Source organism: Rivibacter subsaxonicus, from assembly GCF_004217215.1.
Lineage (GTDB): Bacteria > Pseudomonadota > Gammaproteobacteria > Burkholderiales > Burkholderiaceae_C > Rivibacter > Rivibacter subsaxonicus.
Map to the genome: position 1 here is coordinate 614,059 of NZ_SHKP01000006.1, position 13,644 is coordinate 627,702.

Annotated in this window: 12 protein-coding genes; 11 read left to right on the forward strand and 1 reads right to left on the reverse strand. The window is 69.3% G+C overall.

Annotated elements, in window-relative coordinates; translation table 11 throughout:
• Positions 1 to 75: 75 nt before the first annotated feature.
• The 10 genes from EV670_RS12835 (at position 76) to clpB (ending at position 10,552) form a co-directional block, all read left to right on the forward strand.
• Positions 76 to 1,305, forward strand: coding sequence for a pyridoxal phosphate-dependent aminotransferase (locus tag EV670_RS12835; RefSeq protein WP_278044420.1), 1,230 nt, complete (start codon positions 76 to 78; stop codon positions 1,303 to 1,305).
• Positions 1,306 to 1,348: 43 nt separating this feature from the next.
• Positions 1,349 to 2,677, forward strand: coding sequence for a homoserine dehydrogenase (locus EV670_RS12840; RefSeq protein WP_130432648.1), 1,329 nt, complete (start codon positions 1,349 to 1,351; stop codon positions 2,675 to 2,677).
• On the forward strand, positions 2,677 to 4,086 hold the full coding sequence (gene thrC / locus EV670_RS12845) for a threonine synthase (protein ID WP_130432650.1): 1,410 nt from the start codon (positions 2,677 to 2,679) through the stop codon (positions 4,084 to 4,086). Before EV670_RS12840 ends, thrC begins: the two co-directional genes overlap by 1 nt.
• Positions 4,083 to 4,700, forward strand: coding sequence for a molybdopterin-guanine dinucleotide biosynthesis protein B (gene mobB, locus EV670_RS12850; RefSeq protein ID WP_130432652.1), 618 nt, complete (start codon positions 4,083 to 4,085; stop codon positions 4,698 to 4,700). The genes thrC and mobB overlap by 4 nt, the downstream gene beginning before the upstream one ends.
• Positions 4,609 to 5,889, forward strand: a complete 1,281-nt coding sequence (locus tag EV670_RS12855) for a molybdopterin molybdotransferase MoeA (protein WP_130432654.1) — start codon at positions 4,609 to 4,611, stop codon at positions 5,887 to 5,889. Before mobB ends, EV670_RS12855 begins: the two co-directional genes overlap by 92 nt.
• Positions 5,886 to 6,143: a MoaD/ThiS family protein gene (locus EV670_RS12860; protein WP_130432656.1), complete on the forward strand. Its 258-nt coding sequence runs from the start codon at positions 5,886 to 5,888 to the stop codon at positions 6,141 to 6,143. Before EV670_RS12855 ends, EV670_RS12860 begins: the two co-directional genes overlap by 4 nt.
• Before the next feature lie 62 nt (positions 6,144 to 6,205).
• Complete coding sequence (locus EV670_RS12865) at positions 6,206 to 6,856, forward strand: hypothetical protein (RefSeq protein WP_130432658.1); 651 nt, start codon at positions 6,206 to 6,208, stop codon at positions 6,854 to 6,856.
• 34 nt (positions 6,857 to 6,890) lie between these two features.
• Positions 6,891 to 7,388 carry a molybdenum cofactor biosynthesis protein MoaE gene (locus EV670_RS12870; RefSeq protein ID WP_130432660.1) on the forward strand — a complete coding sequence of 166 codons (498 nt, stop codon included), beginning with the start codon at positions 6,891 to 6,893 and terminating at the stop codon, positions 7,386 to 7,388.
• Positions 7,389 to 7,461: 73 nt separating this feature from the next.
• Positions 7,462 to 7,860 (forward strand): fluoride efflux transporter CrcB, encoded by a 399-nt coding sequence (gene crcB / locus EV670_RS12875; protein WP_242616942.1) that lies wholly within the window; start codon positions 7,462 to 7,464, stop codon positions 7,858 to 7,860.
• A gap of 79 nt (positions 7,861 to 7,939) precedes the next feature.
• Entirely contained in the window at positions 7,940 to 10,552 is a 2,613-nt protein-coding gene (gene clpB, locus EV670_RS12880) for an ATP-dependent chaperone ClpB (protein ID WP_130432664.1), read from the forward strand.
• Positions 10,553 to 10,598: 46 nt separating this feature from the next.
• Here clpB and EV670_RS12885 read toward each other — a convergent pair whose 3' ends face one another.
• On the reverse strand, positions 10,599 to 11,822 hold the full coding sequence (locus EV670_RS12885) for a hypothetical protein (RefSeq protein WP_130432666.1): 1,224 nt from the start codon (positions 11,820 to 11,822) through the stop codon (positions 10,599 to 10,601).
• A gap of 136 nt (positions 11,823 to 11,958) precedes the next feature.
• Here EV670_RS12885 and nadB point away from each other — a divergent pair, with 136 nt between their 5' ends.
• Complete coding sequence (gene nadB / locus EV670_RS12890; protein WP_130432668.1) at positions 11,959 to 13,641, forward strand: L-aspartate oxidase; 1,683 nt, start codon at positions 11,959 to 11,961, stop codon at positions 13,639 to 13,641.
• The last annotated feature ends 3 nt before the right edge of the window (positions 13,642 to 13,644 follow it).

Genomic DNA, 13,644 nt, shown 5'->3' on the forward strand with positions numbered 1-13,644 from the left:
CGGCAGGGCATGCAGCCCGGAGCCGATCTACAGCGCCGAACCTGCTCGGCGCGCCTGTCGTTGCGGAGCCCCGTCTTGAGCAAGCCGATCGTCAAATCCAGCAAGCTGGCCAACGTGGCCTACGACATCCGCGGGCCTGTCCTCGACAAGGCCCGCCAGATGGAGGACGAGGGCCAGAAGATCATCAAGCTCAATATCGGCAACGTGGCCGCGTTCGGGCTCGAACCGCCTGACGAGATCGTGCAGGACATGATCCGCAACCTGCCGCATGCCTCGGGCTACACCGACAGCAAGGGCCTGTTCGCGCCGCGCAAGGCGGTGGTGCACTACACGCAGCAGAAGGGCATTGCCGGCGTCACCGTCGATGACGTCTATCTCGGCAATGGCGCCTCCGAGCTGATCACGATGAGCATCAACGCGCTGCTCAACGACGGCGACGAGATGCTGATTCCCTCGCCCGACTTCCCGCTCTACACCGCGGTGGTCGGCTTGTCGGGCGGCAAGCCGGTGCACTACGTCTGCGACGAGGCTTCCGACTGGATGCCCGACATCGCCGACATGGCGGCCAAGATCACGCCGCGCACGCGCGGCATCGTGGTGATCAACCCCAACAACCCGACCGGCGCGCTCTATCCAGACAGCCTGCTGCTGCAGATCATCGAACTGGCGCGCAAGCACGATCTGGTGCTGTTCGTCGACGAGATCTACGACAAGACGCTCTACGACGGCCATCGCCACACCAGCATGGCCTCGCTCGCCGACGACGTGCTGTTCCTGACCTTCAACGGCCTGTCCAAGAACTACCGCGCCTGCGGCTATCGTGCCGGCTGGATGGTGGTCTCGGGTGCCAAGCGCGGCGCGCGCGATTTCATCGAGGGCCTGAACATGCTGGCCTCGCTGCGCCTGTGCTCCAACACGCCGGGGCAACTCGCGATCCAGACCGCGCTCGGCGGCTACCAGAGCATCGATGACCTGGTCGCGCCGACCGGCCGCCTCGGCCGCCAGCGCGATCTCGCCTACGAGCTGCTCACGCAGATCCCGGGTGTCAGCGTGGTCAAGCCCAAGGCCGCGCTCTACATGTTCCCGCGGCTCGATCCGAAGATGTACCCGATCGAGGACGACCAGCAGTTCGCCTACGAATTGCTGGCCGAGGAGAAGGTGCTGATCGTCCAAGGCACCGGCTTCAACTGGGCCAAGCCCGACCATTTCCGGCTCGTCTTCCTGCCCAACTCGGACGACCTGAGCGAGGCGATCGGGCGTATCGCTCGCTTCCTCGACCACTACCGCAAGCGTCACTCGGTCTGAAGATCTTCATCCGCCGGCCGCGGCCGGCTCGCCAGCAGCGCACATGAAAGCAATCCAGTTGGGCCTCCTCGGGGCCGGCACCGTCGCCGGCGGCGTGGTGCAGGTTCTGCAACGCAACCAGGCCGAGATCCGGCGCCGCGCCGGGCGCGGCATCGAGATCGCGGCGGTCGCCGCGCGCGACGTCGCCAAGGCGCGGCATTCTCTCGGCGACTCGGTGCCGATCGGCGACGATTTCGAGGCCCTGGTGCGTCGGCCCGACATCGACATCGTGGTCGAACTGATCGGCGGCACCGAGCGTGCGCGCAGCCTGGTGCTGGCGGCCATCGCCGCCGGCAAGCCGGTGGTCACCGCCAACAAGGCGCTGCTCGCCGTGCACGGCACCGAGATCTTCGAGGCGGCGCGCGAGCGCGGCGTCGCGATCGGCTTCGAGGCCGCGGTGGCCGGCGGCATCCCGATCATCAAGTCGCTGCGCGAGGGGCTCTCGGCCAATCGCATCGAGTCGATCGCCGGCATCATCAACGGCACCACCAACTTCATCCTCAGCGAGATGCGCTCGAAGGGGCTGGACTTCGATGTGGTGCTCAAGAAGGCGCAGGAACTCGGCTACGCCGAGGCCGACCCGGCCTTCGACATCGAGGGCGTCGACGCCGCTCACAAGGCGACGATCATGAGCGCCATCGCCTTCGGCACGCCGGTGCAGTTCGAACGCGCCCACATCGAGGGCATCTCCAAGCTGCAGGCGGCCGACATCCGCTACGCCGAACAGCTCGGCTACCGCATCAAGCTGCTCGGCATCACCAAGCGGCGCGACGACGTCGGCGGCATCGAACTGCGCGTGCACCCGACGCTGATCCCCGCGACCCGTCTGATCGCCAACGTCGAGGGCGCGATGAACGCGGTGCTGGTCAAGGGCGACGCGGTCGGCGCCACGCTGCACTATGGCCGCGGCGCCGGCGCCGAGCCGACCGCCTCGGCGGTGATCGCCGACCTGGTCGACGTGACGCGCCTGATCACCGCCGATCCCGAGCATCGCGTGCCGCACCTGGCCTTCCAGCCCGATGCGCTGGCCGCGACCCAGGTGCTGCCGATCGCGCAGACCATCACTGCCTTCTACCTGCGGCTGACCGTGGCCGACGAGGCCGGCGTGCTGGCCAACCTGACGCGGATCCTGGCCGACCGTCGTATCTCGATCGATGCGGTGCTGCAGCGCCCGAATCACGAGGGTGGGGCCGACGGCGAGAACCAGACCGACCTGATCATCCTGACCCACGACACGCTCGAGGGCGACATGGACGCGGCGCTGGCGCTGATGCAGGCGCTGCCGACCGTGCTGGCGCCGATCGTCAAGCTGCGCAAGGAAGAACTCGCCTGATGCGGTACCTGAGCACCCGCGGCGACGCCGCGCGCCCGCGCTTCTGCGACATCCTGCTCGAAGGCCTTGCCCCCGATGGCGGCCTTTACCTGCCCGAGACCTACCCGCAGATAGACGACACCACGCTCGCGCGCTGGCGCGACCTGAGCTACGCCGAGCTGGCCTTCGAGATCCTCTCGCTCTACATCGACGACATCCCGACTGCCGATCTGCGCGGCATCGTCGATCGCACCTACACGGCCGAGGTCTTCGGCACGCCCGAGATCACGCCGCTGAAGAAGCTCGACGATGGCCTGTACCTGCAGGCCCTGTCCAACGGCCCGACGCTGGCCTTCAAGGACATGGCGATGCAGTTGCTCGGCAACCTGTTCGAGTACGAACTGGCGCGGCGCGGGCGACAACTGAATATCCTCGGCGCCACCTCGGGCGACACCGGCAGCGCCGCCGAGTACGCGATGCGCGGCAAGCGCGGCATCACAGTTTTCATGCTGAGCCCGCACGGCCGGATGAGCCCGTTCCAGCAGGCCCAGATGTTCAGCCTGCAGGACACCAATATCCACAACATCGCGGTCGAGGGCGTGTTCGACGACTGCCAGGACATCGTCAAGGCGGTCAGCGCCGACCTCGAGTTCAAGCGCCGCTGGCAGATCGGCACGGTCAACTCGATCAACTGGGCGCGGCTGCTGGCGCAGGTCGTCTACTACTTCGCGGGCTACTTCCAGGCCACGGCCTCGAACGCCGAGCGCGTCAGCTTCGCGGTGCCCTCGGGCAACTTCGGCAATGTCTGCGCCGGCCACGTGGCGCGGATGATGGGCCTGCCGATAGCGCGGCTGGTGGTGGCGACCAACGAGAACGACGTGCTCGACGAGTTCTTCCGCACCGGCGCCTATCGCGTGCGCGGCAGCGAGCAGACGCACGAGACCTCGAGCCCGTCGATGGACATCTCCAAGGCCAGCAACTTCGAGCGCTTCGTGTTCGACCTGCTCGGCCGCGACGCGCAGCGCACGCGCGCGCTGTTCGGCGAATCGGTGGCGCGCGAGGGCGGATTTGCCTTGACGGGCGAGGACCGTGATCGCATCGCCGGCTTCGGCTTCGTCTCCGGCCGCAGCACGCATGCCGACCGGGTGGCGACGATCCGCGCCACCTTCGAGAGCAGCGGCGTCGTGGTCGACCCCCACACCGCCGATGGCCTGAAGGTCGCCGCCTTGCTGCGCAGGCCCGAGCCGATGATCGTGCTCGAGACCGCGCTGCCGGCCAAGTTCGCGGCGACCATCGTCGAGGCGCTCGGCCGCGAGCCCGATCGACCGGTCGCGCTGGTCGGCATCGAGCAGGTGCCCAAGCGCTTCAAGGTCATGCCGGTTTCCGCCGATGCGGTGAAGGACTACATCGCCCACAATGCTGGCCAATGAGAGTTGTTGGATTCAGTGGCTATTCGGGTTCGGGCAAGACCACGCTGGTCGAGCAGCTGATCGCGCACCTGCGCCTGGCGGGGCAACGCGTCTCGGTGATCAAGCATGCGCACCATGCCTTCGACATCGACCAGCCCGGCAAGGACTCCTACCGCCACCGCGCGGCCGGCGCCTTCGAGGTCGTGATCGCCTCGCGCAGGCGGCTGGCCAAGATCCGCGAGTACGAGCTCGAGGCCGAGCCCACCGCGCACCAGTTGCTGGCCGAGCTCTACGACTGCGACTGGGCCCTGGTCGAGGGCTTCAAGCATGCCGACCTGCTGAAGATCGAGGTCTGGCGTGCCACCAACGGCAAGCCGGCCCAGTACGGCGACGACCCCTTCGTCGTCGCCATCGCCACCGACAGCCCGCAGGCCTTGCCACACCCGACCGCACTGCCGGTGCTCGACCTCAACGACCCGGACGCGATCGTGCGCTTCCTGCTCGCCAACCCCGGGCGCTTCGACTACCGCAGCCCGCTCTTCGATGACCACCACCCCGACGACCCCGGCGCGGCCGATGCTCAGCCTGGATCAGGCGGTGCAGCAGTTGCTCGCCGCGACCCCGGCGCTGGCTGAGACCGAGCGCCTCTCCACATTCGACGCGCTCGGCCGCGTGCTGGCCGAGGACGTGCGCTCGCTGCTCGACGTGCCGCCGCACGACAACAGCTCGATGGACGGCTACGCGCTGCGCGTGGCCGACGTGGCGGCCGTCGGCATCGAAATGCCGGTGACGCAGCGCATCGCCGCCGGACAGGTCGGCGGCGTGCTCGAGGCCGGCAGCGCGGCACGCATCTTCACCGGTGCGCCGGTGCCCTCAGGGGCCGACGCGATCGTGATGCAGGAGCAGTGCGAGGCGCTGCCCGAGGGCCGCGTGCGCATCGACGCCGTGCCCGAGCCGGGTGCGTGGATCCGCCGGCGCGGCGAAGACGTGCGCGAAGGCAGCGTCGTGCTGCCGCGCGGCACGCGCCTCACGCCGCAGGCGCTCGGCCTGGCCGCCTCGGTCGGCGCCGCGACGCTGGCGGTGCTGAGGCGCCCACGGGTCGCGCTGTTCTCCACCGGCGACGAACTGGTGATGCCTGGCGAGCCGCTGCCGCCCGGCGCGATCTACAACAGCAACCGCTTCACCCTGCGCGCGCTGCTGCAGGCGCAGGGCTGCGAGGTGATCGACCTGGGCATCGTGCCCGACCGGCTCGATCCGACGCGCGAGGCGCTGAGGCGTGCCGCGACCTCCAGCGACCTGATCCTGACCTGCGGCGGGGTGTCGGTCGGCGAGGAAGATCATCTCAAGCCCGCGGTGCAGGCCGAGGGCCGGCTCGATCTCTGGCAGATCGCGATCAAGCCCGGCAAGCCACTTGCGTTCGGAGCGGTGCGCCGGCCGGAGCCGGCGCATGGCACCGTGCGGCGTGACGCGGGCGGTGGCGAGGCACTCTTCATCGGGCTGCCCGGCAACCCGGTCTCGAGCTTCGTGACCTTCCTGCTTTGCGTGCGGCCCGTGCTGCTGGCGCTGCAGGGCGTGGCGCACGCCGAGCCGCGCGCCGTCGATGCGGTGGCCGGCTTCGACTGGCCGCGGCCCGACCGGCGCCGGGAGTTTCTCCGTGCCCGTCGCGGCGCCGATGGTCGTCTCGAGTTGTTTCCCAACCAGAGTTCGGGCGTGCTGAGTTCGGCGGTCTGGGCCGAGGGCCTGGTCGACAATCCGCCGGGCCAGACCATCGCCCGCGGCCAGACGGTGCGTTTCATTGCCTTTGCGGAGCTGCTGTCACCATGAAGATCGACCTGCGCTACTTCGCTTCGATCCGCGAGGCGCTAGGCCCGGGCGAGAGCTTCGAGGCCGAGTCCGGCGTGCTCACGCTCGGCGTGTTGCGCGAATTGCTGATTGCGCGTGGTGGACGCCATGCCGAGGTGTTGGCGCACGGGCGTGCGCTGCGTGCTGCGATCGACCAGCAGATGGTCGTCGACGAGGCTACGCCGATCGCCGATGGCGCCGAGGTCGCGTTCTTTCCGCCGGTGACGGGCGGCTGAGCGCAACATCGGGACCATAGCCATCCCGACGTTGCGCCTGAATCGACGGATGTGGAGGGGCGATGAGCAACACACCATCCAGCGCTGAGGCCGGCGGCGCCGCCGCGATCAACGCCATGCTCGACGATGTCGTCGCCCATGCGCCGGTAGCCACCGCGATCCCCGGGCCGCAGATGCGCGGCGTTCGGCCGCTCTGGTCGGCCGACGCCGCGTTGCCGCGCGGACAGTGGCTGCGGTCACGTTGGCTGTGGGGGCTGCTGGGTCTGGTGCTTGGCATCGCGGGCACGAGCCTGGTGCACGAGCTTCGCAGGCTGGAACAGCGCGAGGCGGCCCTGGCCAGCTACTACGGGCGCGCCGCGCAGGGTGTCGTCGCGACCGCACCGGTGCCGGCGTCGAAGCTGGCTGCGCCGGCGACGCCCGTGCCCGCGGCTTCGATGGAGTCCTCGTCCGGCCCGCCGCCGGGAGCCGCGGGTGCCTTGCCGTCCGCCGAGGCCGGTGGCGCTGCCGTGGCTGCCGCCGATGCCGCGCCGGCGGCAGCAGCTCCCGTGCGCAAGCCCGGACCACGGCGCGAATCGCCGGCGGCGAATTGCACCGTCCGCACCAGCGCGGCCTTCCAGCGCTGCATGGAGGTTCAGTGCAAGCGCGCCAAGTTCGTCGATCACCGCCAGTGCGTCGCGGTGCGCGAGCGCGCCGATTCGGCCGACGGGCGCTGAAGCAGGGCCCGGGCCGGTGCGAGAATTTGGCTCGATGCCCTTCGACCGCGTTTCGATCCAGTCCGAAGACTTCGATCTCTCGACCGAGGTGGCACGGCTGCGCGCCCAGGGCTCCGCGGGCCTGGCCACCGGTGCGGTGGCAAGCTTCATCGGCACCGTGCGCGAGCGTTCGCCGCGGCCCGACGAGGGGCAGGGCGTTTCCATGCTCGAACTCGAGCACTACCCCGGCATGACCGAGCGCGCGATCGAGGCCATGATCGACGCCGCCCATGCCCGCTTCGACATCCTCGGCGCACGCGTGGTGCACCGTGTCGGCTCGCTGGCACCGGGTGCGCAGATCGTGCTGGTGGTCGTGGCCTCGGCGCACCGCCGCGAAGCCTTCGCCGCCTGCGAGTTCCTGATGGACTATCTCAAGACCCAGGCCCCGTTCTGGAAGAAGGAGCACACGCCGGCCGGTGCGCGCTGGGTCGATGCCCGGGTCGCGGACGACGCCGCGCTCGAGCGCTGGGGCATCGAGGCGTCCAACGCATGAGCCGACGGCCCGGCCGCCCGGAAGTCGGCTCGCTCCCGCTTGGTTGGACGGCGCCAGGCGCCAGGGTGCTCCGGTGAGCGGCCTGCTCCTGCAGGCCGCGGCGGTCGGTACCGGGGCGGCGGTCGGCGGCCTGCTGCGCTGGACCGTGGGGCTCTGGCTCAACCCGATGTGGCATGGCTTTCCGCTCGGCACCCTGGTCGTCAACGGCGTCGGCGGACTGCTGGTCGGCATCGTCAGTGCATGGCTCGTGCACCAGCCCAGCGAGATGCTGCGCCTGCTGCTGGTGACCGGCTTTCTCGGCGGCCTGACGACCTTCTCGGCCTTCTCGATCGAATCGTTCAGCCTGCTGCAGCACGGGCAGGGCGGCCTCGCGCTGCTGCACGCCGCGGCTCACCTGGGCGGCGCGGTGGCCTGCGCCGCACTCGGCTGGTGGCTCGCGCACGCGCTGATGGGTCTGCAGCGGACAGCTTGAGCTGCGTCAAGCGCAGGGTGCTTGAAAAGCGCCGCGCCCGCCCTTAGCTTCGAATCAACTCAAAGATTCGAGGGCTCCCATGCGACCCGACAAGTTCACGACCAAGTTTCAAGAAGCGCTGGCCGATGCCCAGAGCCTGGCCGTCACGCGCGACAACCCCTACATCGAGCCGGCGCACCTGCTGGCGGCGATGCTGGTCCAGCCCGACGGCCCCAAGGCCTTGCTCGATCGCGCCGGCGCCAGGAGCCCGGCGCTGAAGACCGCGATGGACACCGCACTCGCCGGCCTGCCGCAGGTGCAGGGCGGCGGCCCGGTGCAGCCGGGGCGCGACCTGGTGACGCTGCTGCAGGCGGCCGAAAAGGAGGCCGCCAAGCGCGGCGACCAGTTCATCGCCAGCGAGATGTTCCTGCTCGCCCTGGCCGACGCCAAGACCGACCTCGGCGGCATCGTCCGCGGCCACGGCCTCACGCGCAAGGCGCTGGAGGCGGCGATCGAGGCGCTGCGCGGCGGCCAGACGGTCGACTCGGCCGAGTCCGAAGGCCAGCGCGAGGCGCTCAAGAAGTACACGCTAGACCTCACCGAGCGCGCCCGCGCGGCCAAGCTCGATCCGGTGATCGGCCGCGACGACGAGATCCGGCGCGCGATCCAGGTGTTGCAGCGACGCACCAAGAACAACCCGGTGCTGATCGGCGAGCCGGGCGTCGGCAAGACCGCGATCGTCGAGGGCCTGGCGCAACGAATCGTCAACGGCGAGGTGCCCGATTCGCTGAAGAACAAGCGCGTGCTCTCGCTCGACATGGCGGGCCTGCTGGCCGGTGCCAAGTTCCGTGGCGAGTTCGAGGAGCGGCTGAAGTCGGTGCTCAAGGAAGTGGCACAGGACGAGGGCCGCATCATCCTGTTCATCGACGAGTTGCACACCATGGTCGGCGCCGGCAAGGCCGAGGGCGCGATCGATGCCGGCAACATGCTCAAGCCGGCGCTGGCGCGCGGCGAGTTGCATTGCATCGGCGCGACCACGCTCGACGAGTACCGCAAGTACGTGGAGAAGGACGCCGCGCTCGAACGCCGCTTCCAGCGCGTGATGGTCGACGAACCGAGCGTCGAGGCCACCGTCGCCATCCTGCGTGGGCTGCAGGAGAAGTACGAGGTGCACCACGGCGTCGAGATCACCGACCCGGCGATCGTCGCCGCGGCCGAGCTGAGCCATCGCTACATCACCGACCGCTTCCTGCCCGACAAGGCGATCGACCTGATCGACGAGGCGGCGGCCAAGATCAAGATCGAGCTCGACTCCAAGCCCGAGGTCATGGACCGGCTCGACCGCCGGCTGATCCAGCTCAAGATCGAGCGCGAGGCGGTGCGGCGCGAGAAGGACGAAGCCTCGCAGCGCCGCATGGGCCTGATCGAGGAAGAGATCGCCAAGCTCGAGCGCGAGTACGCCGACCTCGAGGAGATCTGGCAGTCCGAAAAGGCCGCTGCCCAGGGCTCGGCCCACGTGAAGGAAGAGATCGAGCGCATCCGCCAGCAGATCGAGGAGTTCAAGCGCCAGGGCGACTTCAACAAGGTGGCCGAGTTGCAGTACGGCAAGTTGCCCGAACTCGAGAAGACGCTCAAGGAGGCGCAGGCCAAGGAGGCCGGCAAGGCCAAGGGTGCGAAGGAGGGCAAGGGCCCGCAGTTGCTGCGAACGATGGTCGGCGCTGAGGAGATCGCCGAGGTGGTCTCGCGCGCGACCGGCATTCCGGTCTCGAAGCTGATGCAGGGCGAGCGCGACAAGCTGCTGCAGATGGAGAGCAAGCTGCACGAGCGCGTGGTCGGCCAGGACGAGGCGATTGCCGCCGTGGCTAACGCGATCCGCCGTTCACGCTCTGGGCTGTCCGACCCGAACCGGCCGACCGGCAGTTTCCTGTTTCTCGGTCCCACCGGCGTCGGCAAGACCGAGCTGTGCAAGGCGCTCGCCGGCTTCCTGTTCGACAGCGAGGACCACATGATCCGGGTCGACATGAGCGAGTTCATGGAGAAGCATTCGGTGAGCCGCCTGATCGGCGCGCCGCCCGGCTACGTGGGCTACGAGGAGGGCGGGGCGCTGACCGAGGCGGTGCGCCGCAAGCCCTACTGCGTGCTGCTGCTCGACGAGGTCGAGAAGGCGCACCCCGATGTCTTCAACGTGCTGCTGCAGGTGCTCGACGACGGCCGCCTGACCGATGGCCAGGGCCGCACGGTCGACTTCAAGAACGCCGTCATCGTGATGACCAGCAACCTCGGATCGCACATGATCATGCAGATGGCGGGCCAGGACGACGAGCTGATCCGCGAGGCGGTGATGGCCGAGGTCAAGCAGCATTTCCGCCCCGAGTTCCTCAACCGCATCGACGAGACGGTGGTCTTCCACGCCCTCGACGCGACGCACATCGAACGCATCGCCGGTATTCAGCTGAAGGTGCTCGAGCAGCGGCTGGCCAAGCTCGACCTGTCGCTGCAGGTCACGCCGGCGGCGCTGGCCGAACTGGCCAAGGTCGGCTTCGACCCGGTCTACGGTGCGCGGCCACTGAAGCGCGCGATCCAGCAGCGGATCGAGAACCCGTTGTCGAAGCTGCTGCTAGAAGGTCGCTTCGCACCGAAGGACGTGATCCCGGTCGACGTGGATCCGATCCGGTCGCCGGGGGAGTTCAAGTTCGAGAGAGTGGTGCACTGACCAGAATGAAGAAGGACCCCTCGCGGGGTCCTTTTTCATGCGTCGTTCAGCGCCCTTCCAGTCGCTTCAGCGCCAGCAGCAGCGCATCGAGCCGCGCGTGCGGCTTGTCGATCACCGCGTGCAGCACGACGCCGGGTGCGTCGGGTACCGGGCGCAGCAGCAGGTGGTGCGAGCCGAGCGTGATGATGGTGTCGGGTAGCGCGCCGCCGAGACCCAGACCGCGCGCGGCACCGGCCATCGCGGTGATCAGCGCATGGCCGTGACGGGCCAGGTCTTCCGGGCCCGGCCTGGCACCCGCGTGTCCTAGCGGGCGGCCGCTGCCGAGATCGAAGGCGCAGGCGCTCACCACGCCGGGCAACTGGCCGACCGCGTGCAGGTAGGCGGCCAGCGGGGTGTTGTCGGCCGGGCCGCTGGCGCCGGCGACCGGCATCGGCGTGGGCGGTGCGAGGTCGCTTGCGCGGCGCTGCGGCACGGCGGCGCCGGTCGGTGCCGGTCGCGCCGCGCCAAGCAGGGCCAGTTGATCGTTGGTCTTGCCGGGATGGCTGCGCTTTTCAAGGTCGTTCCAGACGCTGCACAGCTGCGACCAGACCTCGGCCGGCTTCGAGACCGGCGCCGTCACCAGCGTGTCGATCGCCGTCTTGCCGCGGAAGAGGTTGACCTGCGTGGCCAGCGCCGGGCCGGCCACCAGCGGCAGGAACACCATGCGCCGGCAGTTCCAGCCGCCACTCAGGACCGCCTGCTGCCAGGGATCGAGGCTGCTGGCGAGCACATGGCCGGGCAATGCGCCGACCAGCACCATGCCGAGCCGGCTGCGGCCGATCAGGGTGCGCGCCAGCGCCTGGCGCTGGGTGGTGTCGGCCTCGACGTCGGTCAGGTAGAGCCGCACGGTCTCGCCGTTCTGCGCCGGGCAGTCGACGTACTCGATCGAGGCCAGCGTGGTGCCCATGCCGGCGCGCCGGATCACGAGCTTCTGCAACTGGCTGCGGCCGGCGGTGGCGATGCTGCCGAGCAACTGCTTGGCGATGCCGGGCGCCCCCAGGTCATGCACGGCGATGAAGTTCGGCTGCAGATGGTTGAACTGCTGGACCATCGCATCGGCCGGGTCGCACGAGACGAACAGCTCACGGATGCCGGGGCCGACCGCGCGCCCGATGTCGCGACCTTCGCTGCCCTCGTCGTCGGCGCCGAGCTGCGTGGCGACCTGCGTCTGCATGCGGGTCGTTTCCCAGGTCGGTGCGTCGGTGCTCGGGCGGTTGTTCGAGGGGTTCATCGTGAGCAGAGAGGCGGACCGGCGGGAGCTTGCGCGCCACGCGGGTTGTCGTGGAGGGGCGATGTGTAAACAAGTGTATGCGGGTGCTCCCGGGCGCCTGCTTAGTGCTGTTGCGGTGCCTCTCTAGAATCCGTGCATGAATGCCACTTCTGTTGCGCGCACGCACGACTCGCTGACGTCGTCGTCAGGATCGGGGGGGCCGGTCGTCATCGTCGGTGCCGGGCTGGCCGGGTTGACGACGGCACTCGAACTGGCGGCGCAGCGGCCGGTGATCGTGCTGGCCAAGCGCAACCTGGGCGAGGCCGCGACCGCCTGGGCCCAGGGCGGCATCGTCGGCGTGCTGGGCGACGACGACAGCGTCGACAGCCATGTGCGCGACACGCAGGATGCCGGCGCCGGTCTCGTCGACGAGCAGACCGCGCGCTTCATTGCCGAACGCAGCGCGCAGGCCATCGAGTGGCTGGTGCAGCGCGGCGTGCCGTTCTCGCCCGATCCCGCCGGACCGCTCGGCCTGCACCTCACGCGCGAGGGCGGCCATGCGGTGCGCCGCATCGCGCATGCGGCCGACGCCACCGGCCTGGCGATCCACCAGGTGCTGCTGGAACTGGCGCGCGCGCATCCCAACATCGACCTGCGCGAGCGCTGGATGGCGGTCGACCTGATCACGACGCGCCACCTGCAGCGCGGCGAGGGCCACGCCGCGCGACGGCGCGACGACAGCTCGCGCTGCTACGGCGTCTATGCGCTCGACATCGACAACGGTCGCGTCGAGACGCTGCCGGCCGCGGCCGTGGTGCTGGCCACCGGCGGCGTCGGCAAGGTCTACCGCTACACCAGCAACCCCGACACGGCCACCGGCGACGGCATCGCGATGGCCTGGCGCGCCGGCTGCCGGGTCGGCAACATGGAGTTCATCCAGTTCCACCCGACCTGCCTCTACCACCCGCAGGAGCGCAGCTTTCTCATCACCGAGGCGCTGCGCGGCGAGGGTGCCCACCTGAAGCTCCTGGACGGCACCCGTTTCATGCCGCAGCACGACGAGCGCGCCGAGCTGGCGCCGCGCGACATCGTTGCCCGTGCGATCGACTTCGAGATGAAGAAGCATGGCCTCGACCATGTGTGGCTCGACGCCACGCACCTTGGCGAGAGCTTTCTCAAGGAGCATTTCCCGACCATCCACGCGCGCTGCCTGGCGCTGGGCATCGACATCGCGAGGCAGCCGATCCCGGTGGTGCCGGCCGCGCACTACACCTGCGGCGGCGTGGTCACCGATCTCGACGGCCGCTGCGACCTGCCGGGGCTGTTCGCGGTCGGCGAGACCACCTACACCGGCCTGCACGGCGCCAACCGGCTGGCCAGCAACTCGCTGCTCGAATGCGTGGTGCTCGGCCAGACCTGCAGCGCGCGCATCCTCGAGCAGGTGCCGGAGTCGATGCCGCCGCTGCCGGCCTGGGACGAGAGCCAGGTCGAGGACGCCGACGAGGCGGTGGTCATCGCCCACAACTGGGACGAGTTGCGCCTGCTGATGTGGAACTACGTCGGCATCGTGCGCACCACCAAGCGGCTGGAGCGCGCGCTGCATCGCATCAAGCTGCTCAAGGACGAGATCGACGCCTACTACGCGGCCTTTCGCGTCACGCGCGACCTGCTCGAACTGCGCAACCTGGTCGACTGCGCCGAACTCATCGTGCGCTCGGCGTTGAGCCGCCACGAGAGCCGCGGCCTGCACTACAGCCGCGATTTCCCGCGCACGCTGCCGGTGAGCTTTCCTACCATCGTCTCGCGCAAGCTCAAGAAGCGCGACGCGTGGCTGCCCTGAGCC

Excerpts from the sequence above, each read along its gene's own strand:
- mobB (WP_130432652.1), top strand. The coding sequence starts at position 4,083 with ATGAGAGTTGTTGGATTCAGTGGCTATTCGGGTTCGGGCAAGACCACG.
- EV670_RS12885 (WP_130432666.1), bottom strand. The coding sequence starts at position 11,822 with ATGAACCCCTCGAACAACCGCCCGAGCACCGACGCACCGACCTGGGAA.
- EV670_RS12870 (WP_130432660.1), top strand. The coding sequence starts at position 6,891 with ATGCCCTTCGACCGCGTTTCGATCCAGTCCGAAGACTTCGATCTCTCG.
- thrC (WP_130432650.1), top strand. The coding sequence starts at position 2,677 with ATGCGGTACCTGAGCACCCGCGGCGACGCCGCGCGCCCGCGCTTCTGC.
- clpB (WP_130432664.1), top strand. The coding sequence starts at position 7,940 with ATGCGACCCGACAAGTTCACGACCAAGTTTCAAGAAGCGCTGGCCGAT.
- EV670_RS12840 (WP_130432648.1), top strand. The coding sequence starts at position 1,349 with ATGAAAGCAATCCAGTTGGGCCTCCTCGGGGCCGGCACCGTCGCCGGC.
- EV670_RS12865 (WP_130432658.1), top strand. The coding sequence starts at position 6,206 with ATGAGCAACACACCATCCAGCGCTGAGGCCGGCGGCGCCGCCGCGATC.
- nadB (WP_130432668.1), top strand. The coding sequence starts at position 11,959 with ATGAATGCCACTTCTGTTGCGCGCACGCACGACTCGCTGACGTCGTCG.
- EV670_RS12860 (WP_130432656.1), top strand. The coding sequence starts at position 5,886 with ATGAAGATCGACCTGCGCTACTTCGCTTCGATCCGCGAGGCGCTAGGC.
- EV670_RS12855 (WP_130432654.1), top strand. The coding sequence starts at position 4,609 with ATGACCACCACCCCGACGACCCCGGCGCGGCCGATGCTCAGCCTGGAT.